The sequence below is a fragment of the Nocardia sp. MH4 genome (genome assembly GCF_019266065.1).
Lineage (GTDB): Bacteria > Actinomycetota > Actinomycetes > Mycobacteriales > Mycobacteriaceae > Nocardia > Nocardia canadensis.
On record NZ_LPNR01000134.1, the window covers coordinates 43,034 to 63,643 of the forward strand.

The 20,610-nt window shown below is 69.9% G+C and carries 15 protein-coding genes; 9 read left to right on the forward strand and 6 right to left on the reverse strand.

The window, feature by feature from the left end; translation table 11 throughout:
- Window positions 1-3 precede the first annotated feature (3 nt).
- Window positions 4-759: a LamB/YcsF family protein gene (locus ATM97_RS33610; RefSeq protein WP_218722282.1), complete on the reverse strand. Its 756-nt coding sequence runs from the start codon at window positions 757-759 to the stop codon at window positions 4-6.
- Between the two features lie 133 nt (window positions 760-892).
- Between ATM97_RS33610 and ATM97_RS33615 the strand changes: the two genes are divergently transcribed.
- Entirely contained in the window at window positions 893-1,708 is an 816-nt protein-coding gene (locus tag ATM97_RS33615; RefSeq protein ID WP_218722257.1) for a hypothetical protein, read from the forward strand.
- Here ATM97_RS33615 and ATM97_RS33620 read toward each other — a convergent pair whose 3' ends face one another.
- The gene (locus ATM97_RS33620; protein WP_218722258.1) at window positions 1,709-3,145 is read right to left on the reverse strand and encodes a CCA tRNA nucleotidyltransferase; all 1,437 of its coding nucleotides are present in this window, start codon (window positions 3,143-3,145) and stop codon (window positions 1,709-1,711) included.
- A 348-nt stretch (window positions 3,146-3,493) separates the two neighbouring features.
- Between ATM97_RS33620 and ATM97_RS33625 the strand changes: the two genes are divergently transcribed.
- Complete coding sequence (locus tag ATM97_RS33625) at window positions 3,494-3,949, forward strand: NUDIX hydrolase (protein ID WP_255588811.1); 456 nt, start codon at window positions 3,494-3,496, stop codon at window positions 3,947-3,949.
- On the forward strand, window positions 3,946-6,375 hold the full coding sequence (locus ATM97_RS33630; RefSeq protein WP_218722260.1) for a DUF6049 family protein: 2,430 nt from the start codon (window positions 3,946-3,948) through the stop codon (window positions 6,373-6,375). The genes ATM97_RS33625 and ATM97_RS33630 overlap by 4 nt, the downstream gene beginning before the upstream one ends.
- 72 nt (window positions 6,376-6,447) lie before the next feature.
- On the opposite strand, the gene ATM97_RS33635 is transcribed toward ATM97_RS33630, so the two are convergent.
- Window positions 6,448-7,569: a hypothetical protein gene (locus tag ATM97_RS33635; protein ID WP_218722261.1), complete on the reverse strand. Its 1,122-nt coding sequence runs from the start codon at window positions 7,567-7,569 to the stop codon at window positions 6,448-6,450.
- A gap of 459 nt (window positions 7,570-8,028) precedes the next feature.
- On the opposite strand from ATM97_RS33635, the gene ATM97_RS33640 reads away from it, so the two are divergent.
- The 6 genes from ATM97_RS33640 (at window position 8,029) to ATM97_RS33665 (ending at window position 16,466) form a co-directional block, all read left to right on the forward strand.
- Window positions 8,029-11,856, forward strand: coding sequence for a murein biosynthesis integral membrane protein MurJ (locus tag ATM97_RS33640; RefSeq protein WP_255588812.1), 3,828 nt, complete (start codon window positions 8,029-8,031; stop codon window positions 11,854-11,856).
- Window positions 11,857-12,185: 329 nt separating this feature from the next.
- Window positions 12,186-12,743 (forward strand): RNA polymerase sigma factor SigM, encoded by a 558-nt coding sequence (sigM, locus tag ATM97_RS33645; protein ID WP_218722284.1) that lies wholly within the window; start codon window positions 12,186-12,188, stop codon window positions 12,741-12,743.
- A gap of 96 nt (window positions 12,744-12,839) precedes the next feature.
- Entirely contained in the window at window positions 12,840-13,685 is an 846-nt protein-coding gene (locus ATM97_RS33650) for a hypothetical protein (protein WP_218722262.1), read from the forward strand.
- A gap of 96 nt (window positions 13,686-13,781) precedes the next feature.
- A complete protein-coding gene (trxB, locus tag ATM97_RS33655; RefSeq protein WP_218722263.1) occupies window positions 13,782-14,768 on the forward strand; it encodes a thioredoxin-disulfide reductase in 987 nt (328 codons plus the stop codon).
- 41 nt (window positions 14,769-14,809) lie between these two features.
- Window positions 14,810-15,142: a thioredoxin gene (trxA, locus tag ATM97_RS33660; RefSeq protein WP_019050115.1), complete on the forward strand. Its 333-nt coding sequence runs from the start codon at window positions 14,810-14,812 to the stop codon at window positions 15,140-15,142.
- Window positions 15,143-15,272: 130 nt separating this feature from the next.
- On the forward strand, window positions 15,273-16,466 hold the full coding sequence (locus ATM97_RS33665) for an N-acetylmuramoyl-L-alanine amidase (RefSeq protein WP_218722264.1): 1,194 nt from the start codon (window positions 15,273-15,275) through the stop codon (window positions 16,464-16,466).
- Between the two features lie 61 nt (window positions 16,467-16,527).
- Here ATM97_RS33665 and ATM97_RS33670 read toward each other — a convergent pair whose 3' ends face one another.
- From ATM97_RS33670 to ATM97_RS33680, 3 genes are all read right to left on the reverse strand, one after another.
- Complete coding sequence (locus ATM97_RS33670) at window positions 16,528-17,253, reverse strand: GNAT family N-acetyltransferase (RefSeq protein WP_218722285.1); 726 nt, start codon at window positions 17,251-17,253, stop codon at window positions 16,528-16,530.
- Window positions 17,254-17,359: 106 nt separating this feature from the next.
- Entirely contained in the window at window positions 17,360-18,388 is a 1,029-nt protein-coding gene (locus tag ATM97_RS33675; protein WP_218722265.1) for a ParB/RepB/Spo0J family partition protein, read from the reverse strand.
- 34 nt (window positions 18,389-18,422) lie between these two features.
- On the reverse strand, window positions 18,423-19,364 hold the full coding sequence (locus ATM97_RS33680; RefSeq protein ID WP_255588799.1) for a ParA family protein: 942 nt from the start codon (window positions 19,362-19,364) through the stop codon (window positions 18,423-18,425).
- Window positions 19,365-20,610 lie beyond the last annotated feature (1,246 nt).

A 20,610-nucleotide genomic window follows, 5' to 3' on the forward strand; every position in this document is an offset into this window, starting at 1 on the left:
CCCTCAGCCGAACGGCTCCACCGGTATTCCGGCGTCGTCGAGCGCCCGTCGAATCCGGCGGGCCATCTCCACAGCGGCGGGGGAATCGCCGTGTACGCACACACTCGCGACGGACACGGCGACCGTACCGGGACCGTCTACGGTACGCGCGGTGCCCGACAGCGCAAGAGAAACCGCCTGCGCCACGGCGTCGTCGGGCGACAGCACCGCCCCGGCAACTCCGCGCGACGCCAGCGTGCCCGTCGCGGTATACGCGCGATCGGCGAAACCCTCGCCGACAAAACGCACACCCACCCGGTCAGCCGCGCGTTCCAGCTCGGTGCCCGCCGGGCCGAGCAGCGCGAGCCCGGTGTCGGCCTCGGCCACCGCCGCCAGCACGGCGTCGGCGAGCAGCCGGTCCCGGGCGGCGGCGTGGTACAGCGCGCCGTGCGGCTTCACATAGTGCACCCGGTCGCCGGCCGCGCGGGCGAAGGCCGCCAGCCCGCCGATCTGGTACAGCACCTCGTCGCGCAGGTCGGCCGGAGCGATGGCGATATCGCGGCGGCCGAAGCCGACCAGGTCGCGATAGCCGACGTGGGCGCCGATCCGCACGCCCTTGGCGACCGCGAGTTCGCAGGTCCGCCGCATGGTGGAGGGGTCGCCGGCGTGGAAACCGCAGGCGATGTTGGCGCTGGTGACGATGTCGAGCATCGCGGCGTCGTCGCCCATCCGCCACGGGCCGAAGCCCTCGCCCAGGTCACTGTTCAGGTCCAGCGGCATGTCTTCGAGCATGAACGATTCCGTTCGCGCCGTCGTCACCGGGGCGCGGTTGCGCGGCCCCCGGTTGTGACGCGACCCCAACCCGCCGCCGACCATGGCCGCCGCGCCCGCGGCCAAGTACGCTCGGACCATCATGGCCACGTATTTCGATCCGAAGTCCTGGTCACTGTCGGGCGCTGTCGATCTCGGCAAACGCCTGCTCGACCCGTCATGGATCGATCAGTGGCTCGGCTTCACCACCTCCTGGGCCGATCCCGTCGCCGATCTGGGCTCCGGCACCGTGACCGCGCTGATGCCCGACGTGTTGATGACCGTGCTCAGCGAGGGCATCCTCAGCCGATTCGGCGGCCAGGAAGTCAGCGCCACCCTGCTCGGGCACGACCTCACCGCCACTCTGGACGTGTTCAAGGTGCGCAGGCGGGGCGCGCATTTCCAGAGCAAGACGGTGCTGTCGGACCTGGTCTGGGACTCGCATCCGTTCGACGCCGTCACCGTCATCGCGCACGGGGTCCGGCTGATTCCCGGCGTGCCGACCAAGATCCGGGTCCAGCAGCTCGACATCGAGGGCACCATCGGCATCGGTGCCCTGGTCGAGTGGGTGGACGCCCAGAATCTCGACTGGCGGGTCCACCTGGACGACCGCGGCCGCATCGTCGCCACCCACCGCACCCGCAAGATGCGTGCCCTGGTCGACGCGCAGGTCTACGACAACCTGCTCACCATCGACATCCGCAAGGCCACCTGGCACGGCATCCGGCTGCCCAAGCGCGCGGTGCCCGCCCCCGCGCTGCTGCTCGACGACCTGCCCAACCGGGCGAGCATCACCTACGCGCACCGTCGCGGCGACAAGGTCCGTTTCCGGATCGAACTGCCCGAGACCACCGGTTCGTTCGACCTGGCGCAGATCCGCGCGGCCATCGTCGCCGGGACGACGCTGATCGTGTTCTGATCAGGCGTTCTCGGCGGCCCACCACTCCAGCAGCGCGGCCTCGGCTTCCTCGCGGGTCATCGGGCCCCGGTCCAGCCGCAGGTCCTTGAGGTACTTCCACGCCTTGCCGACCTGCGGTCCCGGCGACAGGCCGAGCAGCTCCATGATGGAGTTGCCGTCCAGGTCCGGCCGCACTCGCGCCAGATCCTCCTGCTCCCTGAGCGTGGCGATGCGCTCCTCGAGCTCGTCGTAGGTGGCGCGCAGGGCGGCGGCACGACGCTTGTTGCGGGTGGTGCAGTCGGCGCGGACCAGCTTGTGCAGGCGATCGAGCAGGTCGTCGGCGTCGGTGACGTAGCGACGCACCGCCGAGTCGGTCCACTGGCCCTTGCCGTACCCGTGGAAGCGCAGGTGCAGGAACACCAGCCGCGCGACCTCTTCGGTGAACACCTTCGGATACTTCAGGGCGCGCAGGCGCTTGCGCACCATCTTCGCGCCGACCACCTCGTGGTGGTGGAAGCTCACGCCGCCGCCCGGCTCGTTGCGCTTGGTGTCGGGCTTGCCGATGTCGTGCAGCAGCGCGGCCCAGCGCAGCACCAGGTCGGGGTCGCCCTCCTCCTGGTCGATCGCCTGGGAGAGCACGGTCAGCGAGTGCTGGTAGACGTCCTTGTGCTGGTGGTGCTCGTCGATCTCGAGCTTCATCGCGGGCACCTCGGGCAGCACGCGCTGGGCCAGGCCGGTGTCGCACATGAGGTTGATGCCGTCGATCGGATGCGCGGCGCCGATCAGCTTGTCGAGTTCGGTGCGCACCCGCTCCGCGGTGATCCGGTCGATCTGCTCCGCCATCTCCACGATCGCGGCCCGCACCCGCGGCGCCACATCGAAACCGAGCTGGGCGACGAAACGGGCGGCGCGCAGCATCCGCAGCGGGTCGTCATCGAACGAATCCTGCGGCGCGGCAGGGGTATCGAGCACGCCGTCGAGCAGGGCGTCGAGACCGTCGAGCGGGTCGACGAATTCGAGCGAGCCGTCGGCGGCGATCTTCACCGCCATCGCGTTGACCGTGAAATCGCGACGGACCAGGTCGCCCTCGAGGGTGTCGCCGAAGGTGACCTCGGGGTTGCGCGAGACCCGGTCGTAGGTGTCGGCGCGGAAGGTGGTGATCTCGAGCTGCTGATCGTCCTTGGCCGCGCTCACGGTGCCGAAGGCCAGGCCGCCGGTGTCCCACAGGTGGTCGGCCCAGCCGCGCATCAGTTCCTGCACGACCTCGGGACGCGCGTCGGTGGTGAAGTCCAGGTCGTTGCCCAGCCGACCGAGCACGGCGTCGCGGACACTGCCGCCGACGAGATAGAGGGAATGCCCACGCTCGGCGAACATCTCGCCCAGCGGTGTCAGCACATCCGATAGCTGCCCCAGTGTCACCGCCGCCGCGGCCAGCAGCCGCGCACGCCGATCGGCCACAGCATCAGGGACAACGTTCGGAGAGACCACGAAGAGGCAGCTTACCGACGACGTCGAATCGATCCCCGAGCCCGACCCGGCGGACCATCCGTTGGTCGCCACCCATTGCTGTTCTGGATGACGCGAGCACATGGGTAACTCCGCAGCCGCCGTCCAGTCGTCACGTACCCATCGCGGGACCGACTGCCAGCGGCCGTGCTACCGGGAGAGACGCTGAATTCCCGGGGAGGCGGGCGAGCGGGGCGGGCCAGCTAAGCTGGCGGGGTGTCTCCTCCGGCCGATCGCGCGAACAGTCGACGCCGCCAGCCGCGGCGGCGCGGTTCGGCGAGCAATGCCGGCAAGCCGCGGATGCGCACGGTCCGCGAGACCTCCGCGGGCGGCCTGGTCGTCGACGGTCTCGACGGCCCGCGTGAGCACCGCTCCGCCGCGCTGATCGGGCGCACCGATCGCCGGGGCAGGCTGCTGTGGTCGCTGCCCAAAGGGCATATCGAAGCCGGCGAGACCTCCGAGCAGACCGCCATCCGCGAGGTCGCCGAGGAAACCGGGATCAACGGTGAAGTCGTCGCCGAACTGGGCAGTATCGATTACTGGTTCGTGACCGAGGGCAGGCGGGTACACAAGACCGTGCACCATTTCCTGCTGCGCTCGCTCGGCGGTGAACTGTCCGACGCCGACGTGGAAGTCACCCAGGTTGCGTGGGTTCCGTTGAGCGAGTTGGATTCCCGATTGGCCTACGCCGACGAACGGCGGCTGGCCGAAGTGGCGAATCGAATGATCGACCGGATGGAGACCGGCAAGCGATGACGGGTGGACTGTTCCGGCTGATCACGGCGGTCCTGACCATCTTGGGTTCGGTGACGCTTCTGCCTTCGGTCGCGCACGCGCAGCCGAACGGGTCGGGCGCGAGCACACCGAAGTTCCTCAAGCTGACGCTGGACGCCGTCGCGCCGGGCACGGTCACGACGAGCAGCGACCCGATGCTGACGGTGTCGGGCACGGTCACCAATATCGGCGACCGCGTCGTCGACGACGTGAGCGTGCGGATCCAGCGGGCCGCGCCGGTGCAGTCCCCGAGCGGACTGCGCAGTTCGCTGCGGCTCGATCAGGTGAACTACGAGATCACCGGGCCGTTCCAGGATGTGGCGGAACGACTGAGTCCCGGTCAGCGCAAGCAGTTCTCGGTGCGCATCGCGTTGCGCGCCGGGGGCGAGGGCGCCTCGCTGGGGCTGACCGACCCCGGGGTGTATCCGCTGCTGCTCAATGTCAACGGCGAACCCGCCTACGGCACCCAGGCCCGGCTCGACGACGCCCGCTTCCTGCTGCCGGTGCTCGGTTTGCCCGGCGCCGGTGGCGACGCGACCGGCGCGGCGAGTGAGCCGGTGCCCGCGCCCGCGGACGCGACGCCGGTGGCCACCACGCTGATCTGGCCGCTGGCCGACCGGCCGCGCATGGTCGCGGGCAAACCGGGCTCGGTCAACGGGCAGCCGGAACTGCTCGACGACGAGCTGGCCGTCTCCGTCGGCAAGGGCGGGCGGCTCGAGCAACTGGTCGCCGCGCTGGAATCGGTCGCGCCGGGTCCCGGCCGCGAGCGCGGCGTGGCGAGTTCGGTGTGCATCGCCATCGACCCCGACCTGGTCTCCACCGTGCAGACGATGACGCGCGGCTACCGCGTGCTGGCCAGCCCGTCCGACCCCAGCGGCGCGACCAGGGAGGGGACCGGGGCGGCGAGCGCGCAGGCCTGGCTCGACCGGCTGCGTGCCCTGGCCGGGTCCATGTGCACCGTCGCCCTGCCGTTCGCGCAGGTCGACGTGTCGGCGCTGGCCGCGGTGAACGATCCCGGCCTGTCCGCGCGCGCGCTGACCGCGCCCGCCGACGTGGTCGACGCGATCCTGGGCACCCGTTCGCTGCGCGGGGTCAGCCTGCCCGACTCCGGCAGCATCGACGACCCGGCCGGGCAGCTGCTGCGCGACCACGGCTACGGGACGACGGTGCTGGCGAGCACGGCGGTCTCGACCGACGGCGCGAGCAGCGATACCGAGAACGCGCTGACCTCCGCGCCGGTGACGTTGGAGCCGGGCGTCGTCGTGGGCGGGGAGCAGGCGGCGCCGGATGTCGTCCGCGTGCCGACCGTGAGCGTCGAACCGCCCGCGGGCGCGCCGGCGGGCACCGACCCCGCGCTGCGTGTAACCACCTTCGACATCTGGTCGGCGACCGCGCTCGCCGCCGTCGGCTCGAACCCGCCGACGCCGTCGTTCACCCCGTCGAAAGTGCGCTTCGACGTCACCAACGACTCGCGCGCCGCGCGGTTGCAGGACGCGCTCGGCGCGATCGCCTGGTCCGCGCTCAACCCGTCGCCGGAGCGGCCGCGCTCGCAGCTGCTGATGCCACCGCAGCAGTGGGGCGCCAATCGGGAAGAGGGCATCGCGCTGCTCAAGCAGGTTGAATTGCTGACCCGCAACAACCTCGCCAGCCCGCGCGGATTCGCCGAACTCGTCGCCCAGGCGCCCGATCCGCGCCCGTACGCGCTGGAATACCTGCCGCGTGCGGCCCAGGACGCGGCGCCGGAGCGGTTCGTGCCACCGGTCCGCGACCAGGGCGCCCGGATCACCGAACTGATGCGCGCGCTGGTCGAGCTGCCGGAATCGGAGCTCACCCCGCACGCCTTCCTGACCCCGGCCCGCGAAGACCTGCTGCGCGCGCTCAGCCTGTCCGACCGCAGGGCCGACGACGACACGCTCGCCGATCTGCACGCCCAGCGTCGCATCGATCAGGTCACCAAGGAACTCGACACCATGTTCTCGTCGGTGTCGGTGTTGCCGCCGGGTGGGGTGTACACGCTGGCCTCCGAGCAGAGCCCGCTGCTGCTGGTCGCCCGCAACGAACTGCCGGTCGCCATCCGGGTGCAATTCCGGATCGAGGCGCCCGCCGAGACGAACATCACCGATATCGGCGAACAGCTGCTTCCGCCCTCCGGTACCAGGTCGTTCCAGATTCCGACCGAGGTGAGCGACAGCCGTAAGCTGGTGATTCCGATTTCCCTTACCACGCCGGACGGCGTAGCGCTAGGGGAGCCGACCTCGGTCTCGGTCCGCTCGAACGCCTACGGACAGGCCTTGGCCATAATTACGGCATGTGCCGGAATATTGCTGTTGCTGTTGGCCGGGCGCCGGCTCCTGCGCCGGTTCCGTGGGCAGCCCGACCCCGCCGACGAGGGGTTCGAACGGCAGTGAACGCCCACGCCTGAGACGCGGGCGGGGGACCATGGCAGACAAGGACGACAGTGGCACGGGTGAGCGAAACGCTCATCGGACCGGCGGGATTCGCGGGTTGCGCCGGGTACAGGAGGCATGATGGGCGACGATGATTCCGCTCATCGGCACGACCACGACGATCGCCGCGACGGACCGGCACGCCCGGCCCCGGTCGCGCCGTGGGAGCGTGGCATGACCGGCGGGGAGCACGAGGGGAACATCGCCGCGCCGCGTCCGGGGGCGCCGGAGGGTCGGTCGTATCAGCCCGTCGATCCCGGTGTCGACCAGCCGGGTGGGCCACGTCCGCCGATGCCGGGTCAGCCCGGCTATCGCCCCGCCGACCAGCCGCCGCCCGGGTATCGGCCCGACAATCGTGCGCCGGATCCGTCGCGCGCGGCGTACGGCGAGCGGCCCGACGGTCCGCAGCATCCTGGTGTTCCGCGCGTGCAGTTGCCGGGGCAGCCCGGCGAGATCGCGCCGCGGCCCGGGACCGCAGGTCGTCCGGGGGTTCCGCCGCAGCGGCCCGGTCAGCCGCCCTATCCGGCTGCCGGTCAGTCGGGGGAGTTCCCGCTGCAACCACGACCGGGCCAACCGGCACGTGGTCAGTCCGGTGACCCGCTGCGGCCGGGTCAGCCGCCACGTCCCGTGGTCGGTCCCGGTGGTCAGTCGGGGGAGATTCCCCGGCAGCCGCGACCGGATCAGCCGCGCGGGCGCTCGGGGGACTTCCCGCCGGAGCAACGTCCTGGCCAACCAGGACCTCGCGGCGACGAGCTCCGTCCGCAACGCCCCGGACCGAGTTCCGGCGAGTTCCCACAGCAGCGGCCGGGCCAGCCGCCGCGTCCCGTGGCCGGTCCCGGTGGTCAGTCGGGTGAATTTCCCCGGCAGCAGCGGCCGGGTCAGCCGCCGCGCGGGCGCTCGGGAGACTTCCCGCCTGCGCATCCCGGTGCCGACGAATTCCCGGGACAGCGCCTGCTGCCCGGCTCGGGTGGTTTCCCGCCGGAGCAGCGGCCGGGCCACCCCGGACCCGGTGCGCGCGCCGACGAGCTCCGTCCACAACGCCCCGGACCGAGTTCCGGAGAGTTCCCACAGCAGCGGCCGGGCCAGCCGCCGCGTCCCGTGGCCGGTCCCGGTGGCCAGTCGGGTGAGATTCCCCGGCAGCAGCGGCCGGGCCACGCGCCGCGTCCGGCGTCGGGCGCCGAGGAGTTCCCCTCGCAGCACCCCGGTAGTCGTGCGGGTGACTTCCCGGCCGAGCAGCGTCCGGGCGCGCGCCCCGACGACGGCCGTCGGCCGCGGCAGCCCGGGCGGACGCCCGCCTCGGGTGAGTTCCCGCAGCAGCGGCCCGCGCCGCCGCACGGGTCGGCGTCCGGTGCGATTCCGCGCCAGGCGCGTCCCGATCTGGACGCGGGTGTCCGTCCGCAGCGTCCCCGGGAAGGTTCGGTGCCGCCGCCCGGTCCGGGTGCGGGGGAATTCTCCCGGAATCCGGGTGGCCCGCGCGGTCCGCAGTCCGGCGCCATCCCGCGGCAGGGTCGCCCCGACCAGCACTTCGGCGATCAGCCCGGCGCGTCGGGCGACGCCCCGAGTCGTCGACCGGAGGGCCGTCGCAACGCGCCCCAGCGCCCGTCCTATCCGGGGATGCCCGGCACGCCGGTCGGCGCGCAGGCCGAACCCGCGACCCGCCGGACGACGGGCGGTCGCCGCGCGGCCGTCGTCGACGACCCGGCCGCCGCCAAGACCCAGAAGATCGCCCGCCCCGAGCGGGTGACCGCCGAAAAGCCGGCGACCCCGCAGAGCGCCAACGCGAAACTGCTCAAGGACTCCGGCTCGATCGCGATCGCGACGCTGGTCAGCCGCGTCACCGGCTTCGCCAAGCAGCTGCTGCTGCTCACGGTGCTCGGTCCGGCCATCGCCAGTGCGTTCATCTCGGCGAACCTGATCCCGAACATGGTGGCCGAGCTGGTACTCGGCGCCGTGCTGACCGCCATCGTCGTGCCGACCCTGGTACGCGCCGAACACGAGGACGCCGACAACGGCGCCGCGTTCGTCCGCAGACTGGTGACCGCCGCCTTCGCGGTGCTGTTCGCCGCGACCGTGCTGACGCTGGCCGCGACACCGATCCTGGCCAGCCATGTGCTGGTGGCCTCCGACGGCAAGGTCGACACCCACCTCACCACCGCGCTGACCTACCTGCTGGCGCCGGCGATCCTCTTCTACGGCATGTCGGCCCTGTTCACCGCGATCCTCAACACGAGGCAGGCGTTCAAGCCGGGCGCGTGGGCGCCGGTGCTCAACAACGTCGTCGTGCTGGCGGTGCTGGCCGTCTACGCGCTGACACCCGGCGAGATCACCCTCGATCCGGTGCGGATGAGCGACCCGAAACTGCTGGTCCTCGGCGTCGGCATCACTCTGGGTGTGGCCACCCAGGCACTGAGCCTGCTGCCCGCGATCCGCAGGCACGGCATCAATCTGCGCCCGCTGTGGGGCGTCGACGCGCGCCTCAAGCAGTTCGGCAGGATGGGCGCCGCGATCATCCTGTACGTGCTGATCAGCCAGATCGGCCTGGTCGTCGCGAACAACATCGCGTCCTCGGCCGACGAGGCCGGTCCCGCGATCTTCGCCAACGCGTGGGCACTGCTGCAACTGCCCTACGGCGTGCTCGGTGTCACCCTGCTCACCGCGATCATGCCGAGGCTGAGCCGCAACGCCGCCGACGACGACACCCCCGCCGTGGTCGACGACCTGTCCGTGGCCACCCGCCTGACGATGATCGCGCTGATCCCCGTGGTCACCTTCCTGACCCTCGCGGGTCCGGAGATCGGCCAGGCGCTCTACGGCTACGCCCGCTTCTCCGGCGACGCCGAACGCCTCGGCAGCGCGGTGAGCTGGTCGGCGTTCTCGCTGATCCCGTACTCCCTGGTGCTGATCCACCTGCGCGTGTTCTATGCCCGCGAGCAGGCCTGGACGCCGACCTGGATCATCCTCGGCATCACCACGATCAAGATCCTGTTCTCGGCACTGGCCCCGGTGCTGGCCCGCGACAGCGACGACGTGGTGATCATCCTCGGCGTCGCCACCGGCCTCGGGTTCACCGCGGGCGCGGTGATCGGCGGCCTGCTGCTGCACCGCAGCCTCGGTGACCTGCGGATGGCCAATGTCGGCCGCACGGTGACGCGCGTACTGCTCGCGTCCGTGGCCGGCGGCGCGGTGATGCTCATCGTCGACACGGTGACCGGGCTCGACCGGGTCTCCGGCGGCGCGGGTTCGCTGTTGCGCGTGGTCATCGACTCGGTGGTGATGTTCTCGGTCGCCTTCGGTCTCATGCGTCTGGCAGGCATCCCCGAGGTCGTGGCGATCACCGTCGCCGTGTCGCGCAAGCTGGGTATCACTCCGCCCGCGCCGGACCTCGGCCTGGACGAGACCCCCGCCGAGGACATCTACGCGACCACGATCCTGCGCAGGCCCGACACCTACGCGTTCCCGTCGTATGGGCCGTCGATGGACACCCAGACGATGGTCCTACCGGTGATCCGGCCCGGCGCTGTTGACATCACCGGTCAGGCACAGTTCCCGTACGCTGTTCGGCATACCGACATGGGTGGCGATGACGCCAGCACGCGGAAGATTCCGCGAGATCAGGCCGAAGGAGGACCGAGGGTGAGCGATGACGCGGTGGGCGGCGTCCCGGCCGCTGATTCTGCGGCGCGCGCAGCAGGAGGAATGTCCACCGATGTCGATCCTGCCGCGTCCGGCGCGACAGGATCCGAGCAGGCCGACACGCCCGACGAGGCCGAATCGCCGCATAACAGCTCGGCAGAGGACCAGGGACCGGCGGACGACGCGCGCGCGATGCCGCCGCACGATCCGACGCACGACACCGGCATGCTGCCGATCCCGCCGCAGGTCCCGCCTGCCGCGGCGAACCGTGCCCAGCGTGGCCCCAAGCTGATCCCCGGCGCGTCCGTGGCGGGTGGCAGGTATCGCCTGCTGGCCGGGCACGGCGGTGCTCGCGGCCTGAAGTTCTGGCAGGCACTCGACATCAAGCTCGACCGCGAGGTGGCGCTGACCTTCGTCGACGCCGACCAGAAGTCGGGCGAGAACTCCGGGCACGACGGCCCCCAGGCGATCCTGTCGCGCACCCTGCGCCTGGGCCGGATCAATTCGCCCGGCCTGGCAAGGGTCCTGGACGTGGTCCGCGGCAGCTCCGGCGGCATCGTCGTCGCCGAGTGGACGCCCGGTCGCTCGCTGCGCGAGATGGCCGAGACCGTCCCCTCGCCGATCGGCGCCGCCAGGGCCATCCGGGCCCTCGCCTCGGCGGCCGAACTGGCCCACCGCGGCGGCGGCTCGCTGTCGATCGATCATCCCGACCGGATCCGGATCAGTGCCTCCGGTGACGCCGTGCTGGCGTTCCCCGGCACCCTCGGCGATTCCGACGCCCAGAGCGACGTGCGTGGTCTCGGCGCCATGCTCTACGCCCTGATCACCGCGCGCTGGCCCATCCGGGTCGGCGGTGTCACCGGGACCGCGGCCACCATCGGCGGCCTGCGCCTGGCCGATTTCGGCCCCGACGGCACCCCCGTCGAGCCGCGGCAGATCCGGCCGGAGGTCCCTTTCGAGATCTCGGCCGTCGCGGTTCGCTCGCTGGAGTCGAACAAGGGCGTGCGGACGGCCGCGACGGTGCAGCACGTGCTCGAGCAGGCCTCGGTCGTCGACCAGAAGACCGATTTCATCCCGGTCCTGCGGCTGGGTCAGCGCGCGGTCGCGGGCGGACCGGATTCGCTCGCCGATCCGGAATTGCTCGCCGCCGAGCGGGAACGCTCGCAGCGGATGATGTGGATCATGGTCGGCCTCGGCGTCCTCGCGGCGCTGGTCGTCGGCATTCTCATCTGGTGGATGGTCAGCATCTTCGCGCCCGGCGCCTCGGACAAACCGCTGGACGAGCAGATCAACATCGGGCTCACCTCGAGTGTCGCGCCGCCGAGCGCGGCGCCACCGGCCGGGCAGACCCCGGCCGCGCCGCCGACCAGTGTGCCGGTGCCGGTCACCGGTGCCGCGGTGTTCTCCCCGGAGGGCACCCCGGACGGTGCGGCGGGCGCGGGCGCGGTGCTCGACCAGAACCCGGCGACGGTGTGGCGCACCGACCAGTATTTCCAGCAGTTCCCCGCCCTCAAGAAGGGCGTGGGGCTGCTGGCCACGCTGCCGACGCCGGCGAAGCTGACCAATGTCTCGATCGCCTCGCCCAGCGCGGGCAGCACCGTCGAGATCCGCACCTCGCCGACCGAGACGCCCACGCTCGACCAGACCCAGTTGATCGGCTCGGCCAAGCTCGTCGACGGCGTCACCGACATCGCCGTGCAGACCGACCAGGCCGCTCGTTTCGTGCTCGTATGGATCACCGGACTCGCGAATTCGGGCGGTCAATTCCAGACCGCCATCGCCGACGTCCGCTTCGACGCCGCGCCCTAGCTCCGCGTCGACCCATCTCCCACCGCTATCAACGCAGGTGGCCGCCACATTCCGCGCCGAGATCGGACGTTCATCGAACTGCGGTCCGGTTGGTGCGCAATTGTTATCGACGATATGATCGGGCCGCGCTCTCGGCAGAGAGTTACCCAGGATTTGTCGACGTCGATCCTGGACGCCGCAGTAGTCAGGTGATGGATCGGCCTCGTTCGCCGACGTGAAGTCGCCGTAATGAGCGCTGTCCAAGGGGTCAGGTGTCGCCGGAAGTCAACGAGCAGGTCCGCGGGGGGAGAACGCGGCAGGTCGCCGCATACCGCGACCGCTCGTTCGTGCTGGAGAACGGCAGCGACAAGGAACTGCTGGCCGCCCACGTCCGTGGCGTGCCGCATGCCTTCGCCGAACTGCTGCGCAGGCACAAGGACCATCTGTGGCAGACCGCGCTGCGCACCTCCTACAGCCGCGAGGACGCCGCCGATTCCCTGCAGGACGCGCTGCTGTCCGCGCATCGCACCGCGGGCTCGTTCCGGGCCGAGGCCGAGGTCCGCAGCTGGCTGCACGCCATCGTCGTCAACGCGTGTCTGGACCGGATTCGCCGCAACAAGACCCGGCGGGCGATCTCGATCACACCCGACACGATGCCCGAGGCGGTCGAGCCGCGCGACGAGTTCGCCGAGTACGAACTGTCGACCGTCGTCGGCGAGGCGCTGTTCACGCTGCCGGAGGACCAGCGGCTCGCGCTGGTCATGGTCGAGATGGAAGGCCGTAGCGTGGCCGAAACCGCCGCCGCGCTCGGCGTGGCGGAGGGCACTATCAAGAGCCGTTGCTCCCGAGCGCGCGTACGTTTGCAAGAACGTTTGGAATTTTTCCGGGATCCGGGGAACCGGACCTAGCCCGGATGCGTCATTAACAGTGACGAACAAGTCAGCGATGTAAATCCTGCGATCCGATATCGACAGAACAGGGGAGGTGCGAGGGTGTCTCGATCCGTGCCGCAGCCTCCGTTCCCGTCGGAGCTGCTGGCCGATCTGCACGGCGACAACCTCGCGGCCGAACTGCGCGAGCAACTGCTGCCACAGGTCAGCGCCGACCCAGACGCGCTGCACTACCTCAGCCGGCTCGACGAGGTGAACGTCCACCTCCGCGCCCTGGCCACCGACGAGCGGGTCATGCATCCCATGCCCGACGACGTCGCAGACCGCATGTTCCGTTTCGTCGCCGATCTGGACCTGGAGGCAGACGACGGTCCCACCGAGCGCCTGACGACCATGCCGCAAGCCCAGCCGGACGGCCCCACCGTCCGGCTGACGGCCCTGCCGCACACTCAGCCGGACGGCCCCACCGACCGCCTGTCGACGATGGCCGTCCCGCCGCCGCCACCGCGTCCGCCCGTCGACGCGCCGGTCTCGCTGGCGCAGTACCGATCCCGCCGCCGAAGGGGCTGGCTGGCCGCGGCCGCCGCCTCCGTCGCCGTGCTCGCCGGCGCGGGCGCCGTCGTCACCACGCTCGACACCACCGACGGCACCCCGACCGCGGCGCCGTTCACCGAACCGGCTTCCGCGGGTGACGAGCTCACCACCGCCGCCGCGCTCAGCGCTCTCGGCAAGCGCGAAGTGAACGGCCCGCTGGCCGACGAAGCGGCGCTGGCCCGCTGTGTGCAGGCCAACGGCGTCGATCGCACGGTGCTGGGTGCGTCGAGTATCACCTTCCGCGGCACCGACGCGGTCCTCGTGCTCGTCATCGGACCCAAGCCGCCGACCATCACCGCGCTGGTCGTGGGCGCGGGCTGCACCACGGGCGCGCCCGAACAGCTCGCGCTACGCGACATCGGTTGACACAGCGCTTCGAGGGAAGCGCCGTCAGCCCGGGAACAACACCGTTTAGGCTGTTGTTGACCGACACGTCCCCAGCTTGTCTTTCGGAAGGGCCCCATGAGCACGCCAGTTCGCGACCTGATCATCGTCGGCTCAGGACCCGCCGGTTACACGGCAGCCGTCTACGCCGCCCGCGCGGAACTGCAGCCGCTGGTCTTCGAAGGCACCCAGTTCGGCGGCGCCCTGATGACCACCACCGAGGTGGAGAACTTCCCCGGCTTCCGCGAGGGCATCATGGGCCCCGACCTGATGGAGCAGATGCGCGAGCAGGCCAAGCGTTTCGGCGCCGACCTGCGCACCGAGGACGTCGACGCGATCGACCTGTCCGGCCCCATCAAGAAGGTCACCGTCGGTGACGAGACCTTCGAGGCCTACGCCATCGTGCTGGCCATGGGCTCGGCCGCGCGCTACCTGAACGTGCCGGGTGAGCAGGAACTGCTCGGCCGCGGCGTGAGCGCCTGCGCCACCTGCGACGGCTTCTTCTTCAAGGGCCAGGACATCGTGGTGGTCGGCGGCGGCGACTCGGCCATGGAGGAAGCGACCTTCCTCACCAAGTTCGCGGCCAGCGTCACCGTCGTGCACCGTCGCGAGGAGTTCCGCGCCTCGCGGATCATGCTCGAGCGCGCCAAGGCCAACGAGAAGATCAAGTTCCGGCTCAACGCCGAAGTGGTGAAGGTCAACGGCGAGACGAGCGTCACCAGCCTGACCCTGCGCGACACCCGCACCGGTGAGGAGTCCGAGCTCGCCGCGACCGGTCTGTTCGTCGCCATCGGCCACGACCCGCGCAGCGAACTGGTCAAGGGCCAGGTCGCGCTCGACGGCGAAGGCTATGTGCAGGTGACCGATCCGGGCACCGCCACCGACGTGGCCGGCGTGTTCGCCGCGGGCGACCTGGTCGACCACACCTACCGCCAGGCGATCACCGCCGCCGGCACCGGTTGCCGCGCGGCCATCGACGCCGAGCGCTGGCTCGCCGAACAGGGTGACATCACCGCCAACACCCTCGAAAACGCCGACGGCTCGGCAGCGGTGTCCACCAACTGATTTCGAGCACGTCGAGTTCCACCCCAGCAAGGAGTACAGCCATGGCCGAGAGCGCCAACACCATCACCGTCACCGACCAGTCGTTCGCCGATGACGTCCTGCTCAGCGAGAAGCCGGTGCTGGTCGACTTCTGGGCCGACTGGTGCGGTCCGTGCAAGATGGTCGCCCCCGTGCTGGAGGAGATCGCGGGCACCCACGCCGACAAGCTGACGATCGCCAAGCTCGACACCGAGGCCAACCCCGGCGCGGCCCGCGATTACCAGATCCTGTCCCTGCCGACGATGATCCTGTTCCAGGGCGGCAAGCCCGTGAAGCAGATCGTCGGCGCCAAGGGCAAGGCGGCACTGCTGCGCGAACTCGACGGTCTCATCTGACCAGCGGTCTGATAAAGCACCTCCTACCGGCCGACGCGCCGTAGGATGCCTGGACCCGGGATTGCCGTAATACGGCCCGGGTCTGAGACAATCGAGGCGACGCTCCGGCCGAAGGAAAGGGCTCTCACGCATGCACCGACTTCGTCACGGCGATTCAGGACCAGCCGTAGCAGAGGTTCGGAGCACCCTCGCAAGCCTGGGCTTCCTGCATCCCCAGCACGGCGATTACTGGAAGGACACCGACGCGGAGTTCGACCGTCCGCTCGACTCGGCGGTCCGCGCGTTCCAGCAGCAACGCGGTCTGCTCGTCGACGGCGTGGTCGGTCCGGCCACGTACCGCGCGCTGAAGGAAGCCTCCTACCGCCTGGGTGCCCGCACACTGATCTACCAGCTGTCCGCGCCGCTCTACGGTGACGATGTCGCGACCCTGCAGCGCAAGCTGCAGGACCTCGGCTTCTACGTGCACCGGGTCGACGGCTATTTCGGCCCGCACACCCACGACGGTCTCAGCGCCTTCCAGCGCGAGATCGGCCTGTCCGCCGACGGCATCTGCGGCCCCGACACCTTGCGTTCGCTGGATCTGCTCGGCGCGCGCGTCACCGGCGGCAACCCGCATCGCATCGCCGAGGAAGAGGTGGTGCACCGGGCGGGCCCGCAGCTCACCGGCAAGCGCATCGTCATCGATCCCGGGTTCGGCGGCGCCGACAAGGGATTCGCGGTGCCCACCGAGTTCGGTGACGTCTACGAGTCGGAGATCCTGTGGGATCTGGCCTCGCGGCTGGAGGGCCGGATGGCCGCCACCGGCATGGAGACGTTCCTGTCCCGCCCGTGGGGCGCCAACCCCACCGACGTGGAACGCGCCGAGACGTCCAACGCCTTCGACGCCGACCTGATGATCTCGCTGCGCTGCGCCACCAGTGACAATCCGTCGGCGAAGGGCGTGGCCGGCTTCTACTTCGGCAACTCGCACGGCTCGGTGTCGATGATCGGCCAGGTGCTGGCCGGCTTCATCCAGCGCGAGGTCGTCGCCCGCACCTCGGTGCAGGACTGCCGCACGCACCAGCGCACCTGGGACCTGCTGCGGCTCACCAAGATGCCGACCGTGCAGGTGGACCTCGGCTACCTCACCAACGAGTACGACGCCTCGGTGCTCACCAACCCGCGCATGCGGGACGTGATCGCCGAAGCCATCCTCATCTCGGTCAAGCGGCTGTACCTGCTCGGCCAGGACGACCAGCCCACCGGCACCTACACCTTCGCCGAGCTGCTCGCCGAGGAGCTGGCCGCCGCCGACGCGGGCCACGTCCCCGCTCCGCGCGTCTGATAGCAGCCCCGAAACGGCCAACGGCCCTGCGGTTCCGCAGGGCCGTTGTCGTCTGTCCGGTTCAGTGCACGCCGACGCGGGTCGGCGGCACCATCGACGCCGCCGCCAGGAGCTGGTCGAGGGCGCGCTCCACGTCTTCCTTCCAGCCGTGGTCGGAGTCGAGCTCCAGCCGCAGCCGGGGGAAGCGGTGATGCGGGGCCACCACTTCGAAACCGACGTCGGCCAGGAAATCGGCGTCGATCATGCAGGTTTCGGGGGTGCAGTGAGTCGCCGCCGCCGGATCGCGCAGCGGGGCCGCGATCCGCTCCATCAGTCGCATGGACGAACCGAGACCGCGGTCGGCCAGCGAGCTCGTCGACGGGCTGTTGCGAATGCCGAACGCCTCGATCGCACGCACACCACGACGCACCAGATCGGCCACCACGCCCTGAATCAGCCGATGGGCTACATCGGCCTCCTCGTAGGGGAATTCGGCCTGCAGCGTGGTCAGCAGGACCGCGTCCGGGCTCACGGGGGAGGTGGGGAACAGGGTCGACCGGGGGACCGCGCTCGGCGGTGAGTACAGCGCGCAGCCTGCGATGTTGTTGTCCACATGCGCCAGCTGACCGCACGAGCCCCACTCGAGCATCACGGTCGAGAGCCAGGCTTCCTTCTCGAAGACCGGATCGCTGAAAGCGTGTGAGTCGGCAGCGACGGCTGGATCGAGCTCCCAGAACACACACCGCCGGGTGTGCGCCGGGAGCTGATCGAGTCGATCGAGGGTCAATGCCGTGACGCTGGTCGACACCGCTCTGCTCAGCCTCCAGCTGTCCGATTCATCCACGCTCACGCCACATCACTATCCACAGTAATGCCGCCTCTTTCAATTATGTAGAAAGACTGGGAGTGCCCCGTCACAGTGACGTTTCGGGGCCGGATTGCTCCATCAGCGCCACAATGCGCTCGAGGTCTTCGACGGAACCGAACTCGACAACGATCTTGCCTTTACGCTTTCCGAGGCTGACCGTGACCCGGGTGTCGTAGGAGCCCGACAGCCGTTCGGCCACTTCTTGCAGTCCCGGCATGTGGATCGGCTTACGCTTCGGCGCCGGGGGAGCGACCTCCGAGGGATTGCGGTTCGCCAGCGTCACCGCTTCCTCGGTGGCCCGGACCGACAGTCCCTCGGCGACGATCCGCGCCGCCAACACTTCCTGTGCGTCGGCTCCGGCATCCAAGCCGAGCAGCGCCCTGGCGTGTCCGGCCGAGAGCACCCCGGCGGCCACCCGACGCTGCACGGGGATCGGCAGCTTCAGCAATCGGATCATATTCGTCACCACCGGTCGCGAACGACCGATTCGCGAGGCCAATTCCTCGTGGGTGACATCGAATTCCTCGAGCAGTTGCTGATACGCGGCCGCCTCTTCGAGTGGGTTCAGCTGCACGCGGTGGATGTTCTCCAGCAGTGCGTCGCGCAGCATCGAGCCGTCGGCGGTGTCGCGGATGATCGCCGGAATCGTCGTCAGTCCGGCTTCCTGGCACGCGCGCCACCGGCGCTCGCCCATGACCAACTGGAACTTGTCGACACCCGGCTCGACCCGCCGCACCACGATCGGCTGCATCAGGCCGAACTCGCGGATCGAGTGCACCAGCTCCGCCAGCGCCTCCTCCTCGAAGACCTGCCGCGGCTGCTTCGGGTTCGGCTCGATCTGCTCGGCAGGCACCTCGCGGTAGACCGCGCCGCCGGGGGAGACGAGGTCTTCCTCCGGTTCGGGCTCGGCATCCGGGACGCGATGCAGGAACGCCTCGGCCGGCTGCGGGCCGATCGGGTTGATCCCGATGACGCTCGCCGCGGCACTGCTGAGGCCCGGCGCCGTCGCTGCCGGACCCGTCGGGATCAGTGCGGCCAACCCGCGCCCGAGACCGCCCTTTTTCGCCTGACTCATCGGCTACCGATCCCTTCCTCGTTCCAACACACCACTACGACGCGTCCTGGCGGAGCTGGGCGCGGGCGGCGAGCTCACGCCCCGCGTCCAGGTAGCTCATCGCACCGCGGGAGCCTGGATCATAATCGAGCACGGTCATCCCGTAGCCCGGCGCCTCCGAGACCTTCACGCTGCGCGGAATCATCGACTTGAGGACGACGTCGCCGAAGTGGTTGCGCACTTCCTCGGCCACCTGGTCGGCCAGTTTGGTGCGGCCGTCGTACATCGTCAGCAGGACGGTGGAGACGTGGAGCTCGGGGTTGAGGTGCGCTTGCACCAGCCCGATATTGCGGAGCAGCTGACCGACGCCCTCCAGCGCGTAGTACTCGCACTGGATCGGGATCAGCACCTCCTTGGCCGCCACGAGCGCGTTGACCGTGAGCAGGCCGAGCGACGGCGGGCAGTCGATGAGGACGTAGTCGATGTCGTACCCGGCCATCGCCGCTTCGTGGATCGCGGCCTTCAGCCGCCCCTCCCGGGCAACCATCGAGACGAGCTCGATCTCGGCGCCGGCGAGGTCGATCGTGGCGGGCACGCACAGCAGTCGCTCGCTGTGCGGACTCTGCTGAATCGCGTCCTTGACGGTCACCTCACCGATCAGCAGTTCGTAGCTGGACGGCACCCCGGAGTGATGCGCGACGCCCAGCGCCGTGCTCGCGTTGCCCTGCGGATCGAGATCGACGACAAGAACCGTCATGCCCTGGTGCGCTAGCGCCGCAGCGAGATTGACCGTCGTCGTGGTTTTACCCACGCCGCCCTTCTGGTTGGCGATGGTGATGATCCGTTGCTCGCGGGGTTTCGGCACAGTGACCTTTCCTGGATGCAGAATCTGGCTGGCGCGTTGCGCTTCCGCCGCGATCGGGGTCTCGGCCGGGGAGATGTGCCCGAAAGGAGTGTTCCCGAACGTCTCCGCGTCGAAGTTGCTGGAATCCAGCATCCCCGGGACCCGCGACGCTGTTTCCCGTGAAACATTCGCCGGACCGCTCGACATAGACAGCTCCTAACCCGAGAAACTTCAGATCACGTTCTCCCGACCGAGCGTCGGCGCCGTGTCATCACAAACAAGATCGGCGGCGTCCGGCCACTGCCACGGTGGCTCCCGGCGCGCACGCCCGACTCTGAACAGCTTGCCAGCACTACGACCGATAGGAAAGCTGAATCGCGGCACGCCGAGAAGGACACACCCAAGTTCGCGCAAATCACTTTCCGGATCAATGTTTCACGGGAAACACGGGGGAGTGGCGGGTCTGAAATCGTCGGGCCGACCAGAGTTTCCGACCCGGTCCTGGGCCCTGTGTCGTCACCCCTTGGCCTTTCGCGAGATGGTGACGTGTCGGGACAGGCCCTCGGTCCTTCATCAGATCCCTACTCTCCGAGGCTCCACTGCGGCCGGGCCACACCGGTGTCGCGACGTCCGGCGAGGACAGGCGTGTGCCACGGCAGTCGGGACTCGACGCCGAGACCAAGGGAGTCGGTGGCGGGCAAGAGCCGCCGGAGCTCCATCGACCGGCCTCCGCCCTCTTCGGATCGACGACATGGCACGACACTTTGCCGCCCTGTCCCCAACGCTGTGCTGTCCCCAACGCTGTGCTGTCCCCAACGCCGTGCTGTCCCCAACGCCGTGCTGTCCCCAACGCCGTGCTGTCCCCAACGCCGTGCTGTCCCCAACGCCGTGCTGTCCCCAACGCCGTGCTGTCCCCAACGCCGTGCTGTCCCCAACGCCGTGCTGTCCCCAACGCCGTGCTGTCCCCAACGCCGTGCTGTCCCCAACGCCGTGCTGTCCCCAACGCCGTGCTGTCCCCAACGCCGTGCTGTCCCCAACGCCGTGCTGTCCCCAACGCCGTGCTGTCCCCAACGCCGTGCTGTCCCCAACGCCGTGCTGTCCCCAACGCCGTGCTGTCCCCAACGCCGTGCTGTCCCCAACGCCGTGCTGTCCCCAACGCCGTGCTGTCCCCAACGCCGTGCTGTCCCCAACGCCGTGCTGTCCCCAACGCCGTGCTGTCCCCAACGCCGTGCTGTCCCCAACGCCGTGCTATCCCCGGACCCGTGCTATCCCCGGACCCGTGCTATCCCCGGACCCGTGCTGTCCGCGTGCAGTGGTCTTGGTGGCGCGTGACCTCCGTGCCGCGCAATACCGTGCCGCGCAATACCGTGCCGCGCTATCCCGTGCCGCACGGTCTTCG